At 64.7% G+C, this 16673-nt stretch carries 14 protein-coding genes; 9 read left to right on the top strand and 5 right to left on the bottom strand.

The window, feature by feature from the left end:
• The first annotated feature begins 322 nt into the window (after window positions 1–322).
• The 4 genes from QD172_RS03200 (at window position 323) to QD172_RS03215 (ending at window position 5393) form a co-directional block, all read left to right on the top strand.
• On the top strand, window positions 323–1072 hold the full coding sequence (locus QD172_RS03200; protein ID WP_077372697.1) for a glutathione peroxidase: 750 nt from the start codon (window positions 323–325) through the stop codon (window positions 1070–1072).
• 114 nt (window positions 1073–1186) lie between these two features.
• Window positions 1187–2671, top strand: coding sequence for a dihydrolipoyl dehydrogenase (locus tag QD172_RS03205; protein WP_077372695.1), 1485 nt, complete (start codon window positions 1187–1189; stop codon window positions 2669–2671).
• Window positions 2672–2883: 212 nt separating this feature from the next.
• Window positions 2884–3303 (top strand): CBS domain-containing protein, encoded by a 420-nt coding sequence (locus QD172_RS03210; protein ID WP_084209010.1) that lies wholly within the window; start codon window positions 2884–2886, stop codon window positions 3301–3303.
• A 653-nt stretch (window positions 3304–3956) separates the two neighbouring features.
• Window positions 3957–5393 (top strand): D-serine ammonia-lyase, encoded by a 1437-nt coding sequence (locus QD172_RS03215; protein WP_279854953.1) that lies wholly within the window; start codon window positions 3957–3959, stop codon window positions 5391–5393.
• On the opposite strand, the gene QD172_RS03220 is transcribed toward QD172_RS03215, so the two are convergent.
• Both QD172_RS03220 and glcC read right to left on the bottom strand, forming a co-directional pair.
• Window positions 5370–5954, bottom strand: a complete 585-nt coding sequence (locus QD172_RS03220; protein ID WP_084209012.1) for a VTT domain-containing protein — start codon at window positions 5952–5954, stop codon at window positions 5370–5372. The two genes, QD172_RS03215 and QD172_RS03220, sit on opposite strands and share 24 nt — an antisense overlap.
• Before the next feature lie 137 nt (window positions 5955–6091).
• Complete coding sequence (gene glcC / locus QD172_RS03225; protein WP_218015034.1) at window positions 6092–6907, bottom strand: transcriptional regulator GlcC; 816 nt, start codon at window positions 6905–6907, stop codon at window positions 6092–6094.
• 360 nt (window positions 6908–7267) lie between these two features.
• Here glcC and glcD point away from each other — a divergent pair, with 360 nt between their 5' ends.
• The 4 genes from glcD to QD172_RS03245 all read left to right on the top strand — a co-directional run bounded on the left by glcD (window position 7268) and on the right by QD172_RS03245 (window position 11947).
• A complete protein-coding gene (gene glcD, locus QD172_RS03230; RefSeq protein WP_279854956.1) occupies window positions 7268–8767 on the top strand; it encodes a glycolate oxidase subunit GlcD in 1500 nt (499 codons plus the stop codon).
• Window positions 8768–8915: 148 nt separating this feature from the next.
• Complete coding sequence (gene glcE, locus QD172_RS03235) at window positions 8916–10118, top strand: glycolate oxidase subunit GlcE (protein WP_279854958.1); 1203 nt, start codon at window positions 8916–8918, stop codon at window positions 10116–10118.
• Window positions 10119–10146: 28 nt separating this feature from the next.
• Complete coding sequence (gene glcF, locus QD172_RS03240) at window positions 10147–11472, top strand: glycolate oxidase subunit GlcF (RefSeq protein ID WP_279854960.1); 1326 nt, start codon at window positions 10147–10149, stop codon at window positions 11470–11472.
• A 67-nt stretch (window positions 11473–11539) separates the two neighbouring features.
• A complete protein-coding gene (locus tag QD172_RS03245) occupies window positions 11540–11947 on the top strand; it encodes a heme-binding protein (RefSeq protein WP_077372671.1) in 408 nt (135 codons plus the stop codon).
• 123 nt (window positions 11948–12070) lie between these two features.
• Here the strand turns inward: QD172_RS03245 and QD172_RS03250 are convergent, their stop codons facing one another.
• Window positions 12071–12976: a LysR family transcriptional regulator gene (locus QD172_RS03250; RefSeq protein ID WP_279854961.1), complete on the bottom strand. Its 906-nt coding sequence runs from the start codon at window positions 12974–12976 to the stop codon at window positions 12071–12073.
• Window positions 12977–13168: 192 nt separating this feature from the next.
• On the opposite strand from QD172_RS03250, the gene mgrA reads away from it, so the two are divergent.
• Window positions 13169–14197: an L-glyceraldehyde 3-phosphate reductase gene (mgrA, locus tag QD172_RS03255; RefSeq protein ID WP_054556771.1), complete on the top strand. Its 1029-nt coding sequence runs from the start codon at window positions 13169–13171 to the stop codon at window positions 14195–14197.
• A gap of 188 nt (window positions 14198–14385) precedes the next feature.
• On the opposite strand, the gene xylB is transcribed toward mgrA, so the two are convergent.
• Window positions 14386–15903 carry a xylulokinase gene (xylB, locus tag QD172_RS03260; protein ID WP_279854963.1) on the bottom strand — a complete coding sequence of 506 codons (1518 nt, stop codon included), beginning with the start codon at window positions 15901–15903 and terminating at the stop codon, window positions 14386–14388.
• Window positions 15904–15927: 24 nt separating this feature from the next.
• Window positions 15928–16629, bottom strand: coding sequence for a nucleoside/nucleotide kinase family protein (locus tag QD172_RS03265; RefSeq protein ID WP_307722823.1), 702 nt, complete (start codon window positions 16627–16629; stop codon window positions 15928–15930).
• Between the last annotated feature and the right edge of the window lie 44 nt (window positions 16630–16673).

Here is a 16673-nt window from a genome sequence, read left to right on the forward strand (position 1 = left end):
TTCATCTGCTGCCTCGCTTGTCAGGCGCGAAACCTGACGATGCTGTGACTTACCCACTACCTGCGGCTGACACCGAGCAATATCAAGCCTGCACACCGCTTTCGAACAAAAAACTCCGCAAACGTTCAGTCGTCCAGGCTCACGTCATCAAGAAAAGCTATCGCATCGCTTGATGCAATCAAATTCACCCGCCCCCGGCATCTGCATAGACTGGCTCCAGTTTCGCAAGGCACTGATTCTTCGAGGTCCTGCTTTCCTTTTCGAAGTCTTCATCGCCTGCCAACCCATTCAGTATTCTCTTGTCGAGATCGGAGCCAATTTCATGCAACTCGAGTCACACGAAGGCCAGCAAGTCCCCAACGTCAGCTTCAAGATTCGCCGCGACGGCCGTCTGGTCGAGCGCACCAGCGAGGAGATCTTCTCAGGCCGCAACGTGGTGGTCTTCGCCCTGCCGGGTGCCTTCACCCCGACCTGCTCTTCCACCCACCTGCCGCGTTACAACGAACTGGCCGATCGTTTCTATGCGGTCGGGATCGACGAGATCGTCTGCCTGTCGGTCAACGACGCCTTCGTCATGGAATCCTGGGGCGAGCATCAGGAAGCCGAGAACCTGAGCCTGATCGCCGATGGCAACGGTGACTTCGCACAGGGCATGGGCATGCTGGTCGACAAGAGCGATATCGGCTTCGGCAAGCGCAGCTGGCGCTACTCCATGCTGGTGCGCAACGGCGTGGTCGAGAAGCAGTTCATCGAGCCGCAGAAACCGGGCGACCCCTTTGAAGTCTCCGACGCCGACACCATGCTGGATTATCTGGACCCGGAAGCCGGCCGTCCCAGCTTCGCCACCCTGTTCAGCAAGCCGGGCTGCCCGTACTGCGCACGTGCCAAGCAGATGCTTGATGAAGCCCGCATCAGCTACGAAGTCATCGAAGTCGGCACCCGTGGCGTGACCTCTCGCACCCTGCGCGCCATGACCGGCCAGGCCACCGTGCCTCAGGTCTGGATCGACGGTGAGCACGTCGGCGGCAGCGATGAAGTCGCCCGCTACTTCGGCAGCCTGACCAGCGCCTGAGCGCTTCACGCTGACGTAACCCCATCGCCATCTCGTTTCATCATGCGCGGGTCCCCCCGCGCCTGAGACCCCATTCAGTCAGGTGCGCCGCTGGCGCACCTTGAGGAGTACGACGTGAACGAACGCCAGGTTGAAGTCGCCATCATCGGCGCAGGCAGTGCAGGACTCGGCGCCTATCGCGCCGCCAAGGCCCACACCGATTCCGTGGTCATGATCGAGGGCGGCCCCTACGGCACCACCTGTGCCCGTGTCGGCTGCATGCCCTCCAAGCTCTTGATCAGTGCGGCGGAAGCCGCGCATCACGCCCGTGATACCGCACCGTTCGGCATCAATATCGAAGGCGAGGTCAAGGTGGATGGCCGCGCCGTGATGGACCGCGTCAAGCGGGAGCGCGACCGCTTCGTCGGTTTCGTGGTCGAGTCCGTGGAAGGCATCCCGCCGCAGGACAAGCTGCGCGGCAATGCACGCTTCGAGACCGCCAACAGCCTGATCATCGGCGACAACGAGACCCGCGTGACCTTCGAGCGTGTCGTGATCGCCACCGGCTCACGCCCCAGCTACCCGGGCTTCTTCGAGAATGCCGGTGATCGCCTGATCATCAATGACAACGTCTTCGAGTGGGACGACCTGCCGGAATCCGTCGCCGTCTTCGGCCCGGGCGTCATCGGGCTGGAGCTGGGCCAGGCGCTCACGCGTCTCGGCGTGCGCATCCGCATGTTCGGCGTCGGCGGCGCCATCGGCCCGCTGCGTGACGAGAAGCTGCGTGCCAATGCCGATCGCGTCTTCAACGAGGAGTTCTATCTGGACCCGGACGCCAAGGTCGAGAAGATCGAACGTGTCGAGGACGAGAACGGTGCCGGTGTCGAGATCACCTTCATCGAGCGTGGCAGCGAAGCTCGCCTGACCGAACGTTTCGACTATCTGCTCGCGGCCACCGGTCGTCGCCCGAATGTCGATCGCCTCAATATCGACGCCCTCGGGCTGAAGCTGGACGAGCGCGGCGTGCCGATCTTCAATCGCCACACCCTGCAGACTCGCCTGAGCGATGACACGCCGAGCCATGTCTTCATTGCCGGCGACGCCAACAACGACCTGCCGCTGCTGCACGAGGCCTCCGACGAGGGCCGTATCGCCGGTGACAACGCCGGTCGCTTCCCCGAGGTGCGTGCCGGTCACCGCAAGAGCACCATCGCCGTCGTCTTCAGCGATCCGCAGATGGCGACCATCGGCCTCTCCACCGCCGAGATCGAACAGCGCTACGGTGCCTGCGACTGCTACGCGGTCGGCGAAGTCGACTTCACCGGCCAGGGCCGCTCCCGCGTGATGCGCATGAACAAGGGCATGCTGCGCGTCTATGGCGAGCAAGGCACTGGCCTGCTGCTGGGTGCCGAGATCTTCGGTCCCCGTGCCGAGCACCTCGCCCACCTGCTGGCCTGGTCCCATCAGCAGCGCATGACCATCGAGCAGATGCTGGAAATGCCCTTCTATCACCCGGTGATCGAGGAAGGTCTGCGCACCGCGCTGCGGGATCTCAATGCCAACCTGCAGCTGGGGCCGGCCGTGGTCGAACGCTGCATGGAGTGCGGCCCGGGCGACTGATCTCGCCGCACGACGCTCGGGGAGTCTGATGGCCACTGGCGATCGGACTCCCCGAGACAAGGCGACAAGCGGCGTCGGGCAGCTCACGATGGGATGCTCTATGCTCTGAACGAGACGTCGACATGCCGTCGGCTACCGCCTGGCGGGTAGCCGACATCCATCGAACGACTCCCTGCCCGGGCGTCGTCAGCGGCGAAGCAGGAGACCTGCCCATGAAAGCCACACAACTGAAGGTCCCTTCGACCCTTCGCGACATCATGTCCCGCGACTGTTATCGGGTGAAGGCACGCACCAGCATTCTGGAATTCGCCCACGGCCTGACCCATCACCGTCTGCCGGGTGCGCCTGTGGTCGATGACCTGGATCGTCTGGTCGGTTTCATCTCGGAGCAGGACATCCTCGGCAAGCTGCTCGACAGCGCCTATCACTGCGGCCAACACGCACAAGTCGGTGACCTCATGCGTCACGAGGTCCTGAGTGTCGGCCCCAATGACAGCATCACCGACCTTGCACAGCGCATGAATGGTCATCAGCCCAAGGTCTATCCCGTGGTGGAACAGGGACGCCTGATCGGTGTGGTGACACGTCGTGATGTCCTGAGTGCCCTGCTCACCATGCAGGCGGGTTGCTGAACTGACATCCGGCGCGTGATTGCCTGACGACGCTGGCCAGACATGGCGCCGCGTGAAGGAGCATGCAGAAGCATGCAGCGCCCATGAAAAAGCCCGCGCAGACATCCTGTCTGCGCGGGCTTTTTCATGTCTCTTTGACCATCCGATGTGCGAGGCCTTGCCTCACATGATTACCTGCCAGCTAACCCATTCATGTCCGGGTCATGATCTCTGGAGCGTCACCCCAGGACGGAAAAGTGCTTGCGAACGTAAGCCATGACGTTCTCTCGGGCAATGACGCCGTAGCATTGACTCGATGACCACGCCCTCGTGACCAAAAAAAACCGCCAGGCAGTGCATGGCGGTGGATAAGAACAGTTAAAGCCAGACATAACATCGCGATAACATCATGTCCTTGCCAACTATGACTGCAGCTTTGGCATTTCTATCCCGAGGGTGGCCAAAAAAATCGGCCTTTTTTGTCACAGACCTTTACCAGATGTGAAAGCTGGGCTACGTGCGTTGCCTGATGAAGACGCATGAGTCGGCTCGCATCATGTGCAGGGCCGAATGTGCAGGCCCGATTGATCCGAGACATGTCGGGCAAGGACGCGCTAGCCTGAGGCCTGTTCCACATTGCTGCGCAATCGAGCCCCCCATCACAAGGACATCGCATGTCTGCCACGCCCCATGATCTGAGTGCCCTCACCCTGCATCATCCGGAAATTGCCACCTTGAGGGCTCGCCGGGAAATCAGCTGGCTGAATCCCGGACGACTCGACATCACGCAAGCGCAGGCCTCGCCGGCATTGCAGGCAAGTGGCGTGGGCGAACAGGATATCGAGGCTGCCGAGGCGCGCCTGGCACGTTTCGCGCCCTGGATTGCCGAGGCCTTTCCTGAGACGGCCGCCGCGTCAGGGCGCATCGAATCACCGCTGGTGGCAGCGCCCAGCTTGCAGCAGGCGCTGGGCGAGTCCCTTGCCACGCCTGATACCTCCCATGCCTCCAGGCAGACACTCCCCGGCCGCCTGATGATCAAATGTGACCATCAACTGCCGATCTCAGGGTCCATCAAGGCACGTGGTGGCATCCACGAGGTGCTCAAGCATGCCGAGCGTCTCGCCGTTGACGCAGGGCTTGTGCGTCTTGATGACGACTATCGCGCCTTCGAACACCCCGCGATTCAGGCACTGCTGGCCAACCAGCGGATACTGGTGGGCTCCACCGGCAACCTGGGACTCAGCATCGGGATCATGAGTGCCCGACTCGGCTTTCGCGTCACCGTCCACATGTCGGCGGATGCCAAGCAGTGGAAGAAGGATCTGCTGCGCTCGCGTGGCGCAGAGGTCGTGGAGCACAGCGGCGATTACAGCAAGGCGGTCGAGGCTGGACGCCGGGAGGCGCAGCAGCCAGACGCCCACTTCATCGATGATGAAAGCTCGCGGGATCTGTTCATGGGCTACGCCACGGCAGCCAGCCGCCTCGCGCGGCAGCTCGAGGATCAGGGGATTGCCGTGGATGCCCGCCATCCGCTGTGCGTCTACCTGCCCTGTGGCGTCGGCGGCGGCCCGGGCGGCGTGGCCTACGGCCTCAAGCAGGTCTTCGGTGACGCCGTGCACTGCTTCTTCGCCGAGCCGGTCAATTCCCCCTGCATGCTGCTGGGCATGTTGACCGGGAAGCATGACGGCATCGCGGTGGAGGATATCGGACTGGACAATCGCACCTGTGCCGATGGCCTGGCGGTGGGGCGCGCCTCGGCCTTCGTCGGGCAGGTGATGGCACCGCTGCTCAGTGGCATCTACACCCTGTCGGATGACAGCATGCTCGAATGGCTGGCGCTGGCGCATGACAGCGAAGGGCTCAAGCTTGAGCCGTCGGCGCTGGCCGGGGTGCCCGGCATCATCCGCGTGCTGCGCAATGACGCCCCCGAGTGGCACGCCTGGCGAGCGGCTGTCGGGCTGGATGACGGCGAAGTACAGGCCAACACCACCCATGTCATATGGGCCACCGGCGGCAGCATGGTGCCCGATGAGATCTGGCAGGCCGACTATCAGCGTGGCAAGGCGTTGCTGGCGACTGCCGGCAGATCAGGCGATGAACGCCTGCCATAACCACACGCCCGTCAGGGTCAGCCCGATCACGCCCAGTGGGCGTGAATAGCGTTGCCAGAGGGCCATCGCCTGATCCTCGACCAGTGCCACCAGGGCCGCCAGTCCGAAATAGCGCACTCCGCGCCCGACCAGTGCCGCCAGCAGGAACAGCCCGACCGGATACCCGCTGGCACCGGCGACCAGCATGGCGCTCTGGAAGGGAATCGGCACGATGCCGATCAGCATGATGGCGAGGAAGCCCTGCTCGCTGAAGCGCTGCTGGAAGGCTTCGAAGGCCTGCTGGCCGCCGAAGAAGCTGATCAACCCATCGCCCCACGCCGCCAGTGCATAGGCCCCGAGATAGAACCCCAGCAGCGCCGCGGTGAGGTTGCCGGCCAATGCCACCGCGGCCACTCGCCAGCGGCGCTCGGGATGGCGCAGCATCCACGGGATCAGGATGACCTCGATGGGAATCGGGATCAAAAGGGTTTCCAGCATCGAGGCGATGAACAGCCACAGCATGGCGTGGCGGGATTGATTGAGGCGGTCGAGCCAATCACTCGCGGAAGAGAGTTTCCACATGAAGGCAGCACGTTGTCCTGGATGATGAGCTGACCACTTTGCCTTGAGTCCGCCCCGCTTGCCAGCCTGGCCACACGCCTGACCTCGAAGCCTGTTCTCAAGGCCAGCTCTCAAGGCCAGCTCTCAAACCCTGCGCGCTACTCGAAGCCTTCCAGGCGCATGGCAGAGCGGATGAGCCGCTCATCTTCCGCTTCCAGCTCACGCAGACTGTCGCGAATGCCGTGCAGGTGGTCCAGCGCCGCGCTTTCGGCAGCGTCCGGCTGCTGGTCCATCACCGCACGATAGATGGCCGTGTGCTGAGCATTGATCTGGCCGCGGGGAATCGGCCGATGGTAGAGATTGCGCAGCGAGGCGAACACCGAGCTGAGCAGCAGGTCATTGATGCCCTTGAGCGTATGCACCAGCACCGGATTGTGGGATGCCTCACAGATGGCGTGGTGAAAGGCGTGGTCGTGACGCGCCAGCTGCTGGGCATCCGGCAGCACCTCATCACCCTGCGCTGAGGACGGAAAGTCCGGCGGATACTCGCGCACGCAGGCCGCCATTGCCTCGTAATGACGCCGGATCAGTACTCTATCCGCCGGCGTGCCGCGCTGGGCGGCCAGTCGCGCCGACTGCCCCTCCAGCAGCGCGCGCACCTCGAGCAGGTCATACAAGGTGCGCGGCTGGTCCCGAAACAGGTGCATCAACGGACTGATATCGCCGCTCGGCAACAGCTGAGCGACGCTCGAGCCCTTGCCGTGGCGCGTCTCGATGATGCCCTTGCCACGCAACAGCCTCAGCCCTTCGCGCAGCGAGGCGCGTGAGATACCCAGTCGCTCACAGAGCCTGCGTTCCGAAGGAATCATCTGCCCCGGCTTGAGCACACCATCCAGTATCAACTGCTCGAGGCGCGCCGCCGCATGCTCCGGCGCACGCTGCTCACCGCACGCCATTCTCTCTGACACCTGCATCCCTGCCCCTCCCCTGATGAACCGGCCGAGCCAGCCCGGCTGGCCTCTCCCGGGGTGCTCGTCTCTCATCTGCCGCTCGCCTGCCCACATGCGGCAAGGAGACTGCCGCCTTTCTCACTGGTCAGACCACGCTCTCTACCCTAGCGAGCTCTCCTGTCGCCAGCGACACCCGATGACATGAACTAGACGAATGTCTGGTCAGACCACTGTGGCTTCGCATGGACAAGGCGCAGCCCTCACTGCCAGATTGGAGACACACCCGCGCGTCGTGACCTGCACACCCGACACGCCGCATGCATCACCGGCGCAATGGACACCCGACACAGCATTGCGAGTACCGGACTCTCCTGGAGGCATGGCATGAATATCCTGTATGACCCGACGCTCGATGGCCCTCTCCCCCAGCACGACAAGTCCCGGGTACTGGCGCACCTCACCACGCTGCTGCCCGACCTCACCCTGCTGCATCGCGAAGAGGATCTGCATCCCTTCGAATGTGATGGACTGGCGGCCTATCGCGTCATGCCGATGCTGGTCGCGCTGCCCGAGCGTGTCGAACAGGTCGCCGCCCTGCTGCGCGAATGCCACTCGCTGGGGGTTCCGGTGGTCACGCGCGGTGCTGGCACTGGCCTTTCCGGCGGCGCCTTGCCGCTGGAACAAGGCGTGCTGCTGGTGATGTCGCGCATGGCGCGAATTCTCGAGATCGACCCCGATGCGCGTACCGCGCGCCTGCAACCCGGGGTGCGCAACCTGGCCATTTCAGAAGCTGCCGCCCCATACGGGCTCTACTATGCGCCGGACCCCTCCTCGCAGATCGCCTGCTCCATCGGCGGCAACGTGGCCGAGAATGCCGGCGGTGTGCACTGTCTCAAGTACGGCCTCACCGTGCACAACCTGCTCAAGCTCGAGGTGCTGACCATCGAGGGCGAGGCGATGACGATCGGCGCCGACAGCCTCGACTCCCCCGGACTGGACCTGCTGGCGCTGATGACAGGCTCCGAAGGCATGCTGGGCGTGGTCACGGAAGTCACGGTGCGTCTGCTGCCCCGCCCCGAGACGGCCAAGGTGCTGATGGCAAGCTTCGCCGATATCGACAAGGCCGGCCGTGCGGTGGGCGACATCATCGCCTGCGGCATCATCCCCGGCGGGCTCGAGATGATGGACAATCTCGCCATCCGCGCCGCTGAAGATTTCATCCACGCGGGCTATCCGGTGGAGGCCGCGGCCATCCTGCTCTGCGAGCTGGATGGTACCGAGGCCGATGTCGTTGATGATTGCGCACGGGTTCGCGAGGTGCTGGAACGCGCCGGTGCCACCGAGATCCGGCTCGCCCGTGATGAGGCCGAGCGCGCGCGCTTCTGGGCCGGACGCAAGAATGCCTTCCCTGCCGTGGGTCGCATGTCGCCCGATTATTACTGCATGGATGGCACCATCCCGCGCCGCGAACTGCCCGCCGTGCTCAACGGTATCGCCGAACTCTCGCGCCAATCGGGGCTCGCGGTGGCCAATGTCTTCCATGCCGGTGACGGCAACATGCACCCGCTGATCCTGTTCGATGCCAACAAGCCCGGGGAGCTTGAGCTGGCCGAGGAGGTCGGCGGCAGGATTCTGGAACTGTGCGTGGCCGCCGGCGGCAGCATCACCGGTGAACATGGCGTGGGCCGCGAGAAGATCAACCAGATGTGCGCGCAGTTCAATCACGAGGAGATCAGCGTCTTCCATGCCGTGAAGGCCGCCTTCGACCCCACCGGGCTGCTCAATCCCGGCAAGAACATCCCGACGCTGGCGCGCTGTGCCGAATTCGGTGCCATGCATGTGCATCACAACCAGCTGCCACATCCGGAGCTTCCGCGCTTCTAGACAGCTGCCGCATTTCTGGACAGCTTGCGCGCGTCTGGACGGTTTTTCTCGGTTCTGGACAGCTCGCACATTCGCCGCCACCAGACCTTCTGCCACCTGATTTTCGCCACTTCATAGCCACTTCATCGCCACTTCATAGAGATATGCCATGCCAGAGCCAGATGATTCGCTCCAGGATCAGGTGCCAAGCCATGCCGAGTGCGCCACACCTGCCGCCAGCCAGCACAGGCAGGAACACGATGCCAGTGAGGCACTTTGCGAGCAGGTCCGCGCCGCCCATGAGGCGAGACGCCCGCTGCGCATCGCCGGCAGTGGCAGCAAGGCCTTTCTCGGGCGTAATGTCGAGGCCGAAGGTGTCCTGGACATGCGCACGCACCACGGCATCACCCACTATGACCCCGTGGAGCTGATGGTCTCGGTACGTGCCGGCACACCACTGGCGACGCTGGAGGCCGTGCTCGCCGAACAAGGCCAGCATCTGAGCTGCGAGCCGCCCCACTTCGGCCCCGCAGCGACCGTCGGCGGCACTCTCGCCTCTGGACTCAGCGGCCCACGCCGCCCCTGGAGCGGCAGCCTGCGCGACCTGGTGCTGGGCACGCGCATCATCAGCGCCGACGGCAAGGCGCTGCGCTTCGGCGGCGAAGTGATGAAGAACGTAGCGGGCTACGACCTCTCGCGCCTGATGTGCGGTGCCCAGGGCACGCTGGGCGTGATCAGCGAAGTCTCGCTCAAGGTGATGCCGCGCCCGGTGGCGAGCGAATCGCTGTGCCTGGAGCTAAGTCTCGCCGAGGCGCTGACTCGCCTGGATGCCTGGGGGCGCACGCCGCTGCCGGTCACCGCGACCAGCTGGCATGACGGTCGCCTCACCCTGCGCCTGGAAGGGGGCGAGCGTTCGGTCCAGGCCGGGCGCGAGCAATTGGGTGGCGAGGTGTTGATGCCTGACCAGGCATCGGCGCACTGGACTGAGCTGCGTGAGCACCGCCTGCCCTTCTTCACCGCGCGTGCGCCACATCAGGCCCTGTGGCGACTGTCCTTGCCGCTGGCACTGGATCACGTCGAATGGCAAGCCGCCGTCAGCGAGCTGCTGGGTCATCTTGAGGACGCCGACCTGCTGTGTGACTGGGCAGGCGCCCAGCGCTGGCTTTACAGCGACGCCCCCGCTGACAGGGTTCGTTCGCTGGCCAGCCGGCTGGGTGGCCATGCCATCTGCTACACCCCGGGAGCCGTCGCTGCCGAGGACAGTCCACTGATGCCACTGGCCGCCATCAATGCCCGCTATCACCTCCAGCTCAAGCAGCAGCTGGATCCTCACGGCATCCTCAATCCCGGTCGTCTATATGCCGAGATGTGATTCACTTCATGACGGGAGACGCACCTGAATGCAGACCCACTTCAGTGACGCCGCACTTGCCAGGCCGCACATCCAGCAAGCCGACAAGGTTCTGCGCAGCTGTGTGCATTGCGGCTTCTGCAATGCCACCTGCCCGACCTATCAGCTGCTGGGCGATGAGCGCGATGGACCGCGTGGACGCATCTATCTGATCAAGCAGCTGCTGGAAAGCGATCCCGAAAGTCCCGACGAGGCAGTTCGCGAGCAGGCAACGCAGATCACCCGCGAGACCCAGCAGCATCTGGATCGCTGCCTGAGCTGTCGCAGCTGCGAGACCACCTGCCCGTCAGGCGTGCAATATCACACCTTGCTGGATATCGGCCGTCAGGAACTGGAACGGCGCGTCGGACGCCCCTGGCGTGAGCGCCTGCTGCGCACCGGGCTACGCCATGCGCTGGTCGAACCTGCTCGCTTCAAGGCCTTGCTGGCACTCGGGGTGCGCTTCCGCCCGCTTGCGCCGGGCGCGCTGGCCGACAAGATCCCGCTGGCCCGCGAGCACGACCGTCACGCTGAGCACCCGGGCGGCCCCGTCACCGCGACGCCTTCTGATCAGGCGCTTTCGCGCCAGGTGCTGATGCTGGAGGGCTGCGTACAACCGGGTCTGGCTCCCAACATCAACGCCGCCACCGCCCGCGTGCTGGCGCGCTTCGACATCGGCGTCACGCCGATCCGCGAGGCCGGCTGCTGCGGCGCCATCGACTATCATCTCAACGCCCAGCAGGCCGGTCGCGCGCGCATGCGTGCCAACATCGATGCCTGGTGGCCGGCCATCGAGGCGGGAGCGGAGGCGATCGTGCAGACCGCCAGTGGCTGCGGCGCCTTCGTCAAGGAATATGCTGAGATGCTGGCCGATGACCCGGACTATGCTGAGCGCGCCGCGCGCGTCAGTGCCCTGGCGCGTGACATCGTCGAGGTGCTCGGTGAGGAGATCGCCCGCGATGACCGACCGACGCTTTCCGCCGCCTCCCCTGACCCGCAGCCGCTGGCCTTCCACTGCCCGTGCACCCTGCAACATGCCCAGGGTCTGGGCGGTGAAGTGGAGAAGATATTGCGCGCGCTGGGCTTCACCCTGACCCCGGTCGCCGAGGGGCATCTGTGCTGCGGTTCCGCCGGCACCTACTCGATCACGCAACCGGAGTTGTCACGCCAGCTGCGAGACCGCAAGCTTGAGGCGCTGGAGGCCAACGGGCCTGCGCGCATCGCCACTGCCAACATCGGCTGTCAGACGCATCTCTCGAGCGCCGGACGCACGCCGGTAAGTCACTGGATCGAACTGGTGGATGACGCCCTGCCCGAGACGCTGCCGCAGGCATGACGATTCACCGTTATTGTTACTCTTGCTGTCACTTTCACTCACTCGCACCACTTGCCAAGGAAGCCCGATGATCACTCGCCACGTACTGACCCTCGCTGACGTCAATCAGATGCTGGACGCCGCCCAGAAGGAAGCCGAGACCAACGGCTGGGCCGTTTCCATCGCCGTTGCCGACGATGGCGGCCACCCGCTGGGCCTGCGTCGCCTGGACGACACGCCGGCGATGACCGGCTACTTCGCCCAGCAAAAGGCCAAGAGCGCTGCCCTGGGGCGCCGCGAGACCCAGCTGTTCGAGGACTCCATCAACGGCGGACGCACCGCCTTCCTGTCAGCGCCGGAGCTGGAAGGCATGCTGGGCGGCGGCGTGCCGGTGATGGTCGAGGGCCAGATCGCCGGCAGCATCGGCGTGTCCGGCGTCAAGCCGGAGCAGGATGCCCAGATCGCCAAGGCCGGGGTCGCCGCACTGGGTCTCTGAGACCCCGCCAGCCTGGTCAAGAGGCCTCACCGGTCTGAATAAAAGGCGATTAAAAAGACCGCCGCGCCCATCAGGGCACGGCGGTCTTTTTGCATACGCCACTCTTGCGTCTGTGCCTTTCGGTCACGCACTGCGAGGTGGCATGGCGGCTTCCACCGCCGCCATGAAGGCGCGCAGCTTGCCCGACTGCGGCAGGCGCTGGGGATAGAGCATGTAGATGCTGTTGGGCTCGCCCTCCTCGTGCGCCAGCAGACGCACCAGACGCCCCTCGGCCAGCTCACGATCCACCAGGTAATGAGCGACCCGGATGATGCCGGCGTGATCCAGCGCCTGCTGCTTGAGCAGACGATGATCATTGATCGCCAGTCCGCCAGCGGGGCTTATCTCACCACTGGCCAGCGGCCAGCCGGATTGCCCGGCCCAGCGGTGGCAACGGTGGTCGGCAAGTGCTGCGGCCGTGTGCGGGGTGCCCTGCGCCGCAAGGTACTCGGGCGAGGCACAGCAACAGTGGACGTAATCCAGCAGGCGCCGCGCGATCAGGTTGTCCGGTGGCGTGCGCGTGGCGCGAAACGCCACGTCAAACGGTTCGCGCGTCAGATCATGACTCTCGTAACTGACGTCCAGGCGCAGCTCGACCGCCGGGTGGCGGGCCTGGAAGTCATTGCAGACCCCGATCAGATAACGCTCGGCAAACAGCACCGGTGCCGTGATGCGCAATACGCCGCTGAACCCCTGTCGCGGGTGCTCCCTCCCATGCTCGAGGTCGTGCTCGAGGTCACGCTCCAGTGCCAGCAGCTCGCTGCGCACGCCTTGCATGCGCTGGCGGATACGCTCGCCCTCCTCGGTCAGGCGCACCGCCCGCGTGGTGCGAATCAGCAAGGGCGCCCCGATATCGTGCTCAAGGCGCCGCACCTGCTCGGACAGATGGGCGCGCGAGATGCCCAGCACCCTGGCCGCCTGCGTGAAGCTGAGCGATTCCGCCACCTGAGCGAACAACATCAGGCGCTCTACCTGCTTGTGATGCTGCATCCAGCCTACTCCTCATGCCAGCTACCCGAGATTTCAGTGATCGAGCCTGCCACAGCATTGTGCGCTATGGCGAACAATCTATTCGTTCGCATGTACTTATCAGACCGACAGACGCGACCTAGACTGAAGGCGTCTTCCGAGGTCATTTCCTCCTTGAGACATCCCCGCCTTCACTCGCGAAAGGACTCCGCCATGCGCTATACCCCGGCTGAAGATCGCTACGAACGCATGCAATACCAGCGCTGCGGCAAGAGCGGCCTCAAACTGCCTCGCCTGTCACTGGGGCTTTGGCACAACTTCGGCAACAACGCCCATGAAGACAATGCGCGCGCCATCTGCCACACCGCCTTCGATCTGGGCATCACCCACTTTGATCTGGCCAACAACTACGGGCCGCCCCCGGGCAGCGCCGAGGAAATGTTCGGCCGCATGCTCAAGCGCGACTTCGCCGGCTATCGCGATGAGATGGTGATCTCCACCAAGGCGGGCTATCACATGTGGCCTGGCCCCTACGGCGAATGGGGCAGCCGCAAGTACCTGCTCTCGAGTCTGGATCAGAGCCTCAAGCGCATGGATCTCGATTACGTCGACATCTTCTACTCGCATCGTTTCGACCCCGACACGCCGCTGGAAGAGACGATGGGGGCGCTGGACAGCGCCGTGCGTTCCGGCAAGGCGCTCTATGCGGGCATCTCCTCCTACAATGCCCAGCGCACCCGTGAAGCGGCCGCCATCCTGCGCGAGCTGGGCACGCCCTGCATCATCCATCAGCCCAGCTACTCGATGATCAATCGCTGGATCGAGGAAGACGGCCTGCTCGACACCCTCGATGACGAGGGCATCGGCTCCATCGTGTTCTCGCCGCTGGCCCAGGGCGTGCTGACCGACAAGTATCTGGGCGGCGTGCCACAGGACAGCCGCCTGGCACGTGGCGGGGCGATCAAGGAAGACCACCTCACCGAGGACAACCTGGAGCGGGTGCGCGCCCTCAATGCCATCGCCGAGCGGCGTGGCCAGTCGCTGGCGCAGATGGCGCTCGCCTGGGCACTGCGCGGCAACCGCGTCACCACCGCACTGATCGGCGCCAGCCGTCCGCAGCAGGTCAGTGATTGCGTCAAGGCGCTGGATCACCTCGACTTCACCCAGGCGGAGCTTGATGAGATCGACCGCTACGCCGTCGATGGCGGCGTCAATCTATGGGCGCGCTCGTCCAATGCCTAAGCTCGTGCATAAGCTCGCACCCAAGTTCTCGCTCAAGCACGCAATCTAGAGCCTGATAGCGTACGAGAGCCTGATAGCGTACGTATGAGCTGCGACTGATACAGTGAAGTGCCTGAAACACATCGCCCCCGCCGAGTGAGTCTCGACGGGGGCGATGTTGTCTGGCTTGAAGCGCTGATGGCAGGAATTCAGCCGCCGGTGGGAATGCCGTGCTCGCTGGCCAGCAGCGCGCGGTAGTCAGCGTAGCCCTTGCGGTAGGCGGCCACTCCCTCGGGCTGGGGCTGGGTGTGGGTCGTCAGGTCCAGCGCCACCAGCCGATCACACAGCGCCTTCAGCGTCTCGCTGCGTGGCCCCTCTCCCTGCGCGTCCCGCTGGCGCAGACACCAGCCGGCCTGAATGGCGGCGCCCAATGCGGCGGCCTCGGTCACCTGCGGGCAGACCACCTCGAGGTCGAGAATGTCCGCCAGCATCTGACGCCACAGCGGGCTCTTGGCACCTCCCCCCACCAGCCGAATCTGGCGCGCCGCACTGCCCAGCGGCCCCATGCACTCAAGCGCGTAGCGCAGGCCGTAGCTTGCGCCTTCCATGGTCGCGCGGCACAGGTTGGCCGGGGTGGTGTTGCGGCTGTCCAGCCCATGGAAACTGGCCTGGGCACGCGGTAGCATCGGCACGCGCTCGCCATTGAAGAACGGCAGGATCTGCACGCCCTCGGCCCCGGGAGGCGCGCTTGCCACCTGCGCGGAGAAGGTATCGATGTCGAAGCCGAACATCTCGCGCACCCGCGTGGTGGCAGAGGTGACATTCATGGTGCACACCAGCGGCAACCAGCCGCCATCGCTGGCGCTGAAGGCAGCCACCTGAGGGTCACAGCCCTCGGGATACTGAGCTGACCACGCGCATACCGTGCCGGAGGTGCCCATGCTCAGCGTGACGCGCCCCGGCGCGATGTTGCCGGTGCCGATGGCACTCATCATGTTGTCGCCGCCACCACTGGAGACGATGACGTCCGGGCGCAGCCCGAAGCGCGCGGCGATCTCGGGCCGGATATGCCCGGCAGGCTCATGGGATTCGATGAGTCTGGGCAACACGCGCTGCGCGTCCAGTTCCGGGGCGATCTGCGCGAAGACATCCTGATGCCAGCAGCGGCGCCGGGTATCGAAATAGCCGGTGCCCGAGGCGTCGCCATATTCGGCGACATGCTCCCCGGTCAGCCAGAAATTGAGATAGTCATGCGGCAGCAGGATGCTGGCGATGCGCTGATAGCGCTCGGGATGCTGTTCACGCAGCCAGGCGAGCTTGGAGGCGGTGTAACCGGTCTGCAGCACCAGTCCCAATGCCTCCAGACAGCCCGCCTCTCCGCCCAGCGCCTCGATCAAGGCGGCGTTATGCTCGCGGGTCTCGGTATCACACCATAGCTTGGCCGGATAAAGGGGTACGCCCGCCTCATCCAGCACCACCATGCCATGCTGCTGACCGGACACGCCGATCGCCTCGATGCGCCGCGGGTCCAGCCGCGAGGTGGTCAGTGCCTCATCGAAGGCACCTTCCAGCGCGGCGACCCAGTCGAGCGGGTCCTGCTCACGGCGTCCGTTGGCCCCTTCCTGCAGCGCATGACTGCGCTGGCCCTGGGCCACGATCCGCCCGGAGACCGGGTCGAGAATCACCACCTTGGTGCTCTGGGTTCCACAGTCAACGCCAACCCACATGCGGCTCTCCTTGCCATCCATCATTCAGCTGTCATCCGCGTCGGGGCCGATGGGGTCGTTCGCCAGACGCCAGCGCCAGTCGGCGTTGAGCGAGTCCTGCTTGATCAGATGCGCATTGAGCATGTCCTTGTGATGGGTGCGCTCATGGGCACCCCGCGCATCCTGGCCCATCTCGCGCCAGCGATGCAGCAGGCGCGGCACCAGGACCTCATCCTCGATGTCCAGGAAGATGCGGATATCGAACAATTCCAGCAATGCATCCCAGGGCGCGTGGCGCAGCAGCAGATAGTTGCCCTCGACCAGCACGATGCGATGACGGGGCTCGACCACGCGGCCTCCGGCACGCGCCAGATCCAGCGGGCGGTCGAACACCGGCACGGCCACCGGGCCATCATCGGCGCGCACCCTGACGAGGTCGTGATAGAGCCCGCGCGCATCGAAGGTCTCCGGAGCGCCCTTGACGTAGAGCAGCCCCAGAGGGGCCAGCACGGCGTTGTCGTAGTGATAGCCATCCATCGGCACCACCACGGCGATGCCGGGTTCCAGCGCGTTGAGGGTCTCGCACAGGGATTCCGACAGCGTCGACTTGCCCGCCGCCGGCGGGCCGGCGAGGGCCACGATGGTACGTGTGCGCTGACTGGAGGCATGTTCCGCCAGCACACGGCTGGCCATGTCGTCCAGTGAGGGCGACATGTGGGCCAGGCGAGAATCGGGTAAAGATGTCACGTGACTACCTCATTCATGGATGCACACCGCTTGCAGCAGGACGG

It is taken from the genome of Cobetia sp. 10Alg 146, assembly GCF_029846385.1.
Classification (GTDB): domain Bacteria; phylum Pseudomonadota; class Gammaproteobacteria; order Pseudomonadales; family Halomonadaceae; genus Cobetia; species Cobetia marina.

Bases quoted from the DNA above. Each gene is read 5' to 3' on its own strand.
- QD172_RS03245 (WP_077372671.1), top strand. From the start codon at position 11,540: ATGATCACTCGCCACGTACTGACCCTCGCTGACGTCAATCAGATGCTG.
- glcF (WP_279854960.1), top strand. From the start codon at position 10,147: ATGCAGACCCACTTCAGTGACGCCGCACTTGCCAGGCCGCACATCCAG.
- glcD (WP_279854956.1), top strand. From the start codon at position 7,268: ATGAATATCCTGTATGACCCGACGCTCGATGGCCCTCTCCCCCAGCAC.
- QD172_RS03210 (WP_084209010.1), top strand. From the start codon at position 2,884: ATGAAAGCCACACAACTGAAGGTCCCTTCGACCCTTCGCGACATCATG.
- QD172_RS03200 (WP_077372697.1), top strand. From the start codon at position 323: ATGCAACTCGAGTCACACGAAGGCCAGCAAGTCCCCAACGTCAGCTTC.
- QD172_RS03250 (WP_279854961.1), bottom strand. From the start codon at position 12,976: ATGCAGCATCACAAGCAGGTAGAGCGCCTGATGTTGTTCGCTCAGGTG.
- QD172_RS03220 (WP_084209012.1), bottom strand. From the start codon at position 5,954: ATGTGGAAACTCTCTTCCGCGAGTGATTGGCTCGACCGCCTCAATCAA.
- QD172_RS03215 (WP_279854953.1), top strand. From the start codon at position 3,957: ATGTCTGCCACGCCCCATGATCTGAGTGCCCTCACCCTGCATCATCCG.
- mgrA (WP_054556771.1), top strand. From the start codon at position 13,169: ATGCGCTATACCCCGGCTGAAGATCGCTACGAACGCATGCAATACCAG.
- glcC (WP_218015034.1), bottom strand. From the start codon at position 6,907: ATGCAGGTGTCAGAGAGAATGGCGTGCGGTGAGCAGCGTGCGCCGGAG.
- glcE (WP_279854958.1), top strand. From the start codon at position 8,916: ATGCCAGAGCCAGATGATTCGCTCCAGGATCAGGTGCCAAGCCATGCC.
- xylB (WP_279854963.1), bottom strand. From the start codon at position 15,903: ATGTGGGTTGGCGTTGACTGTGGAACCCAGAGCACCAAGGTGGTGATT.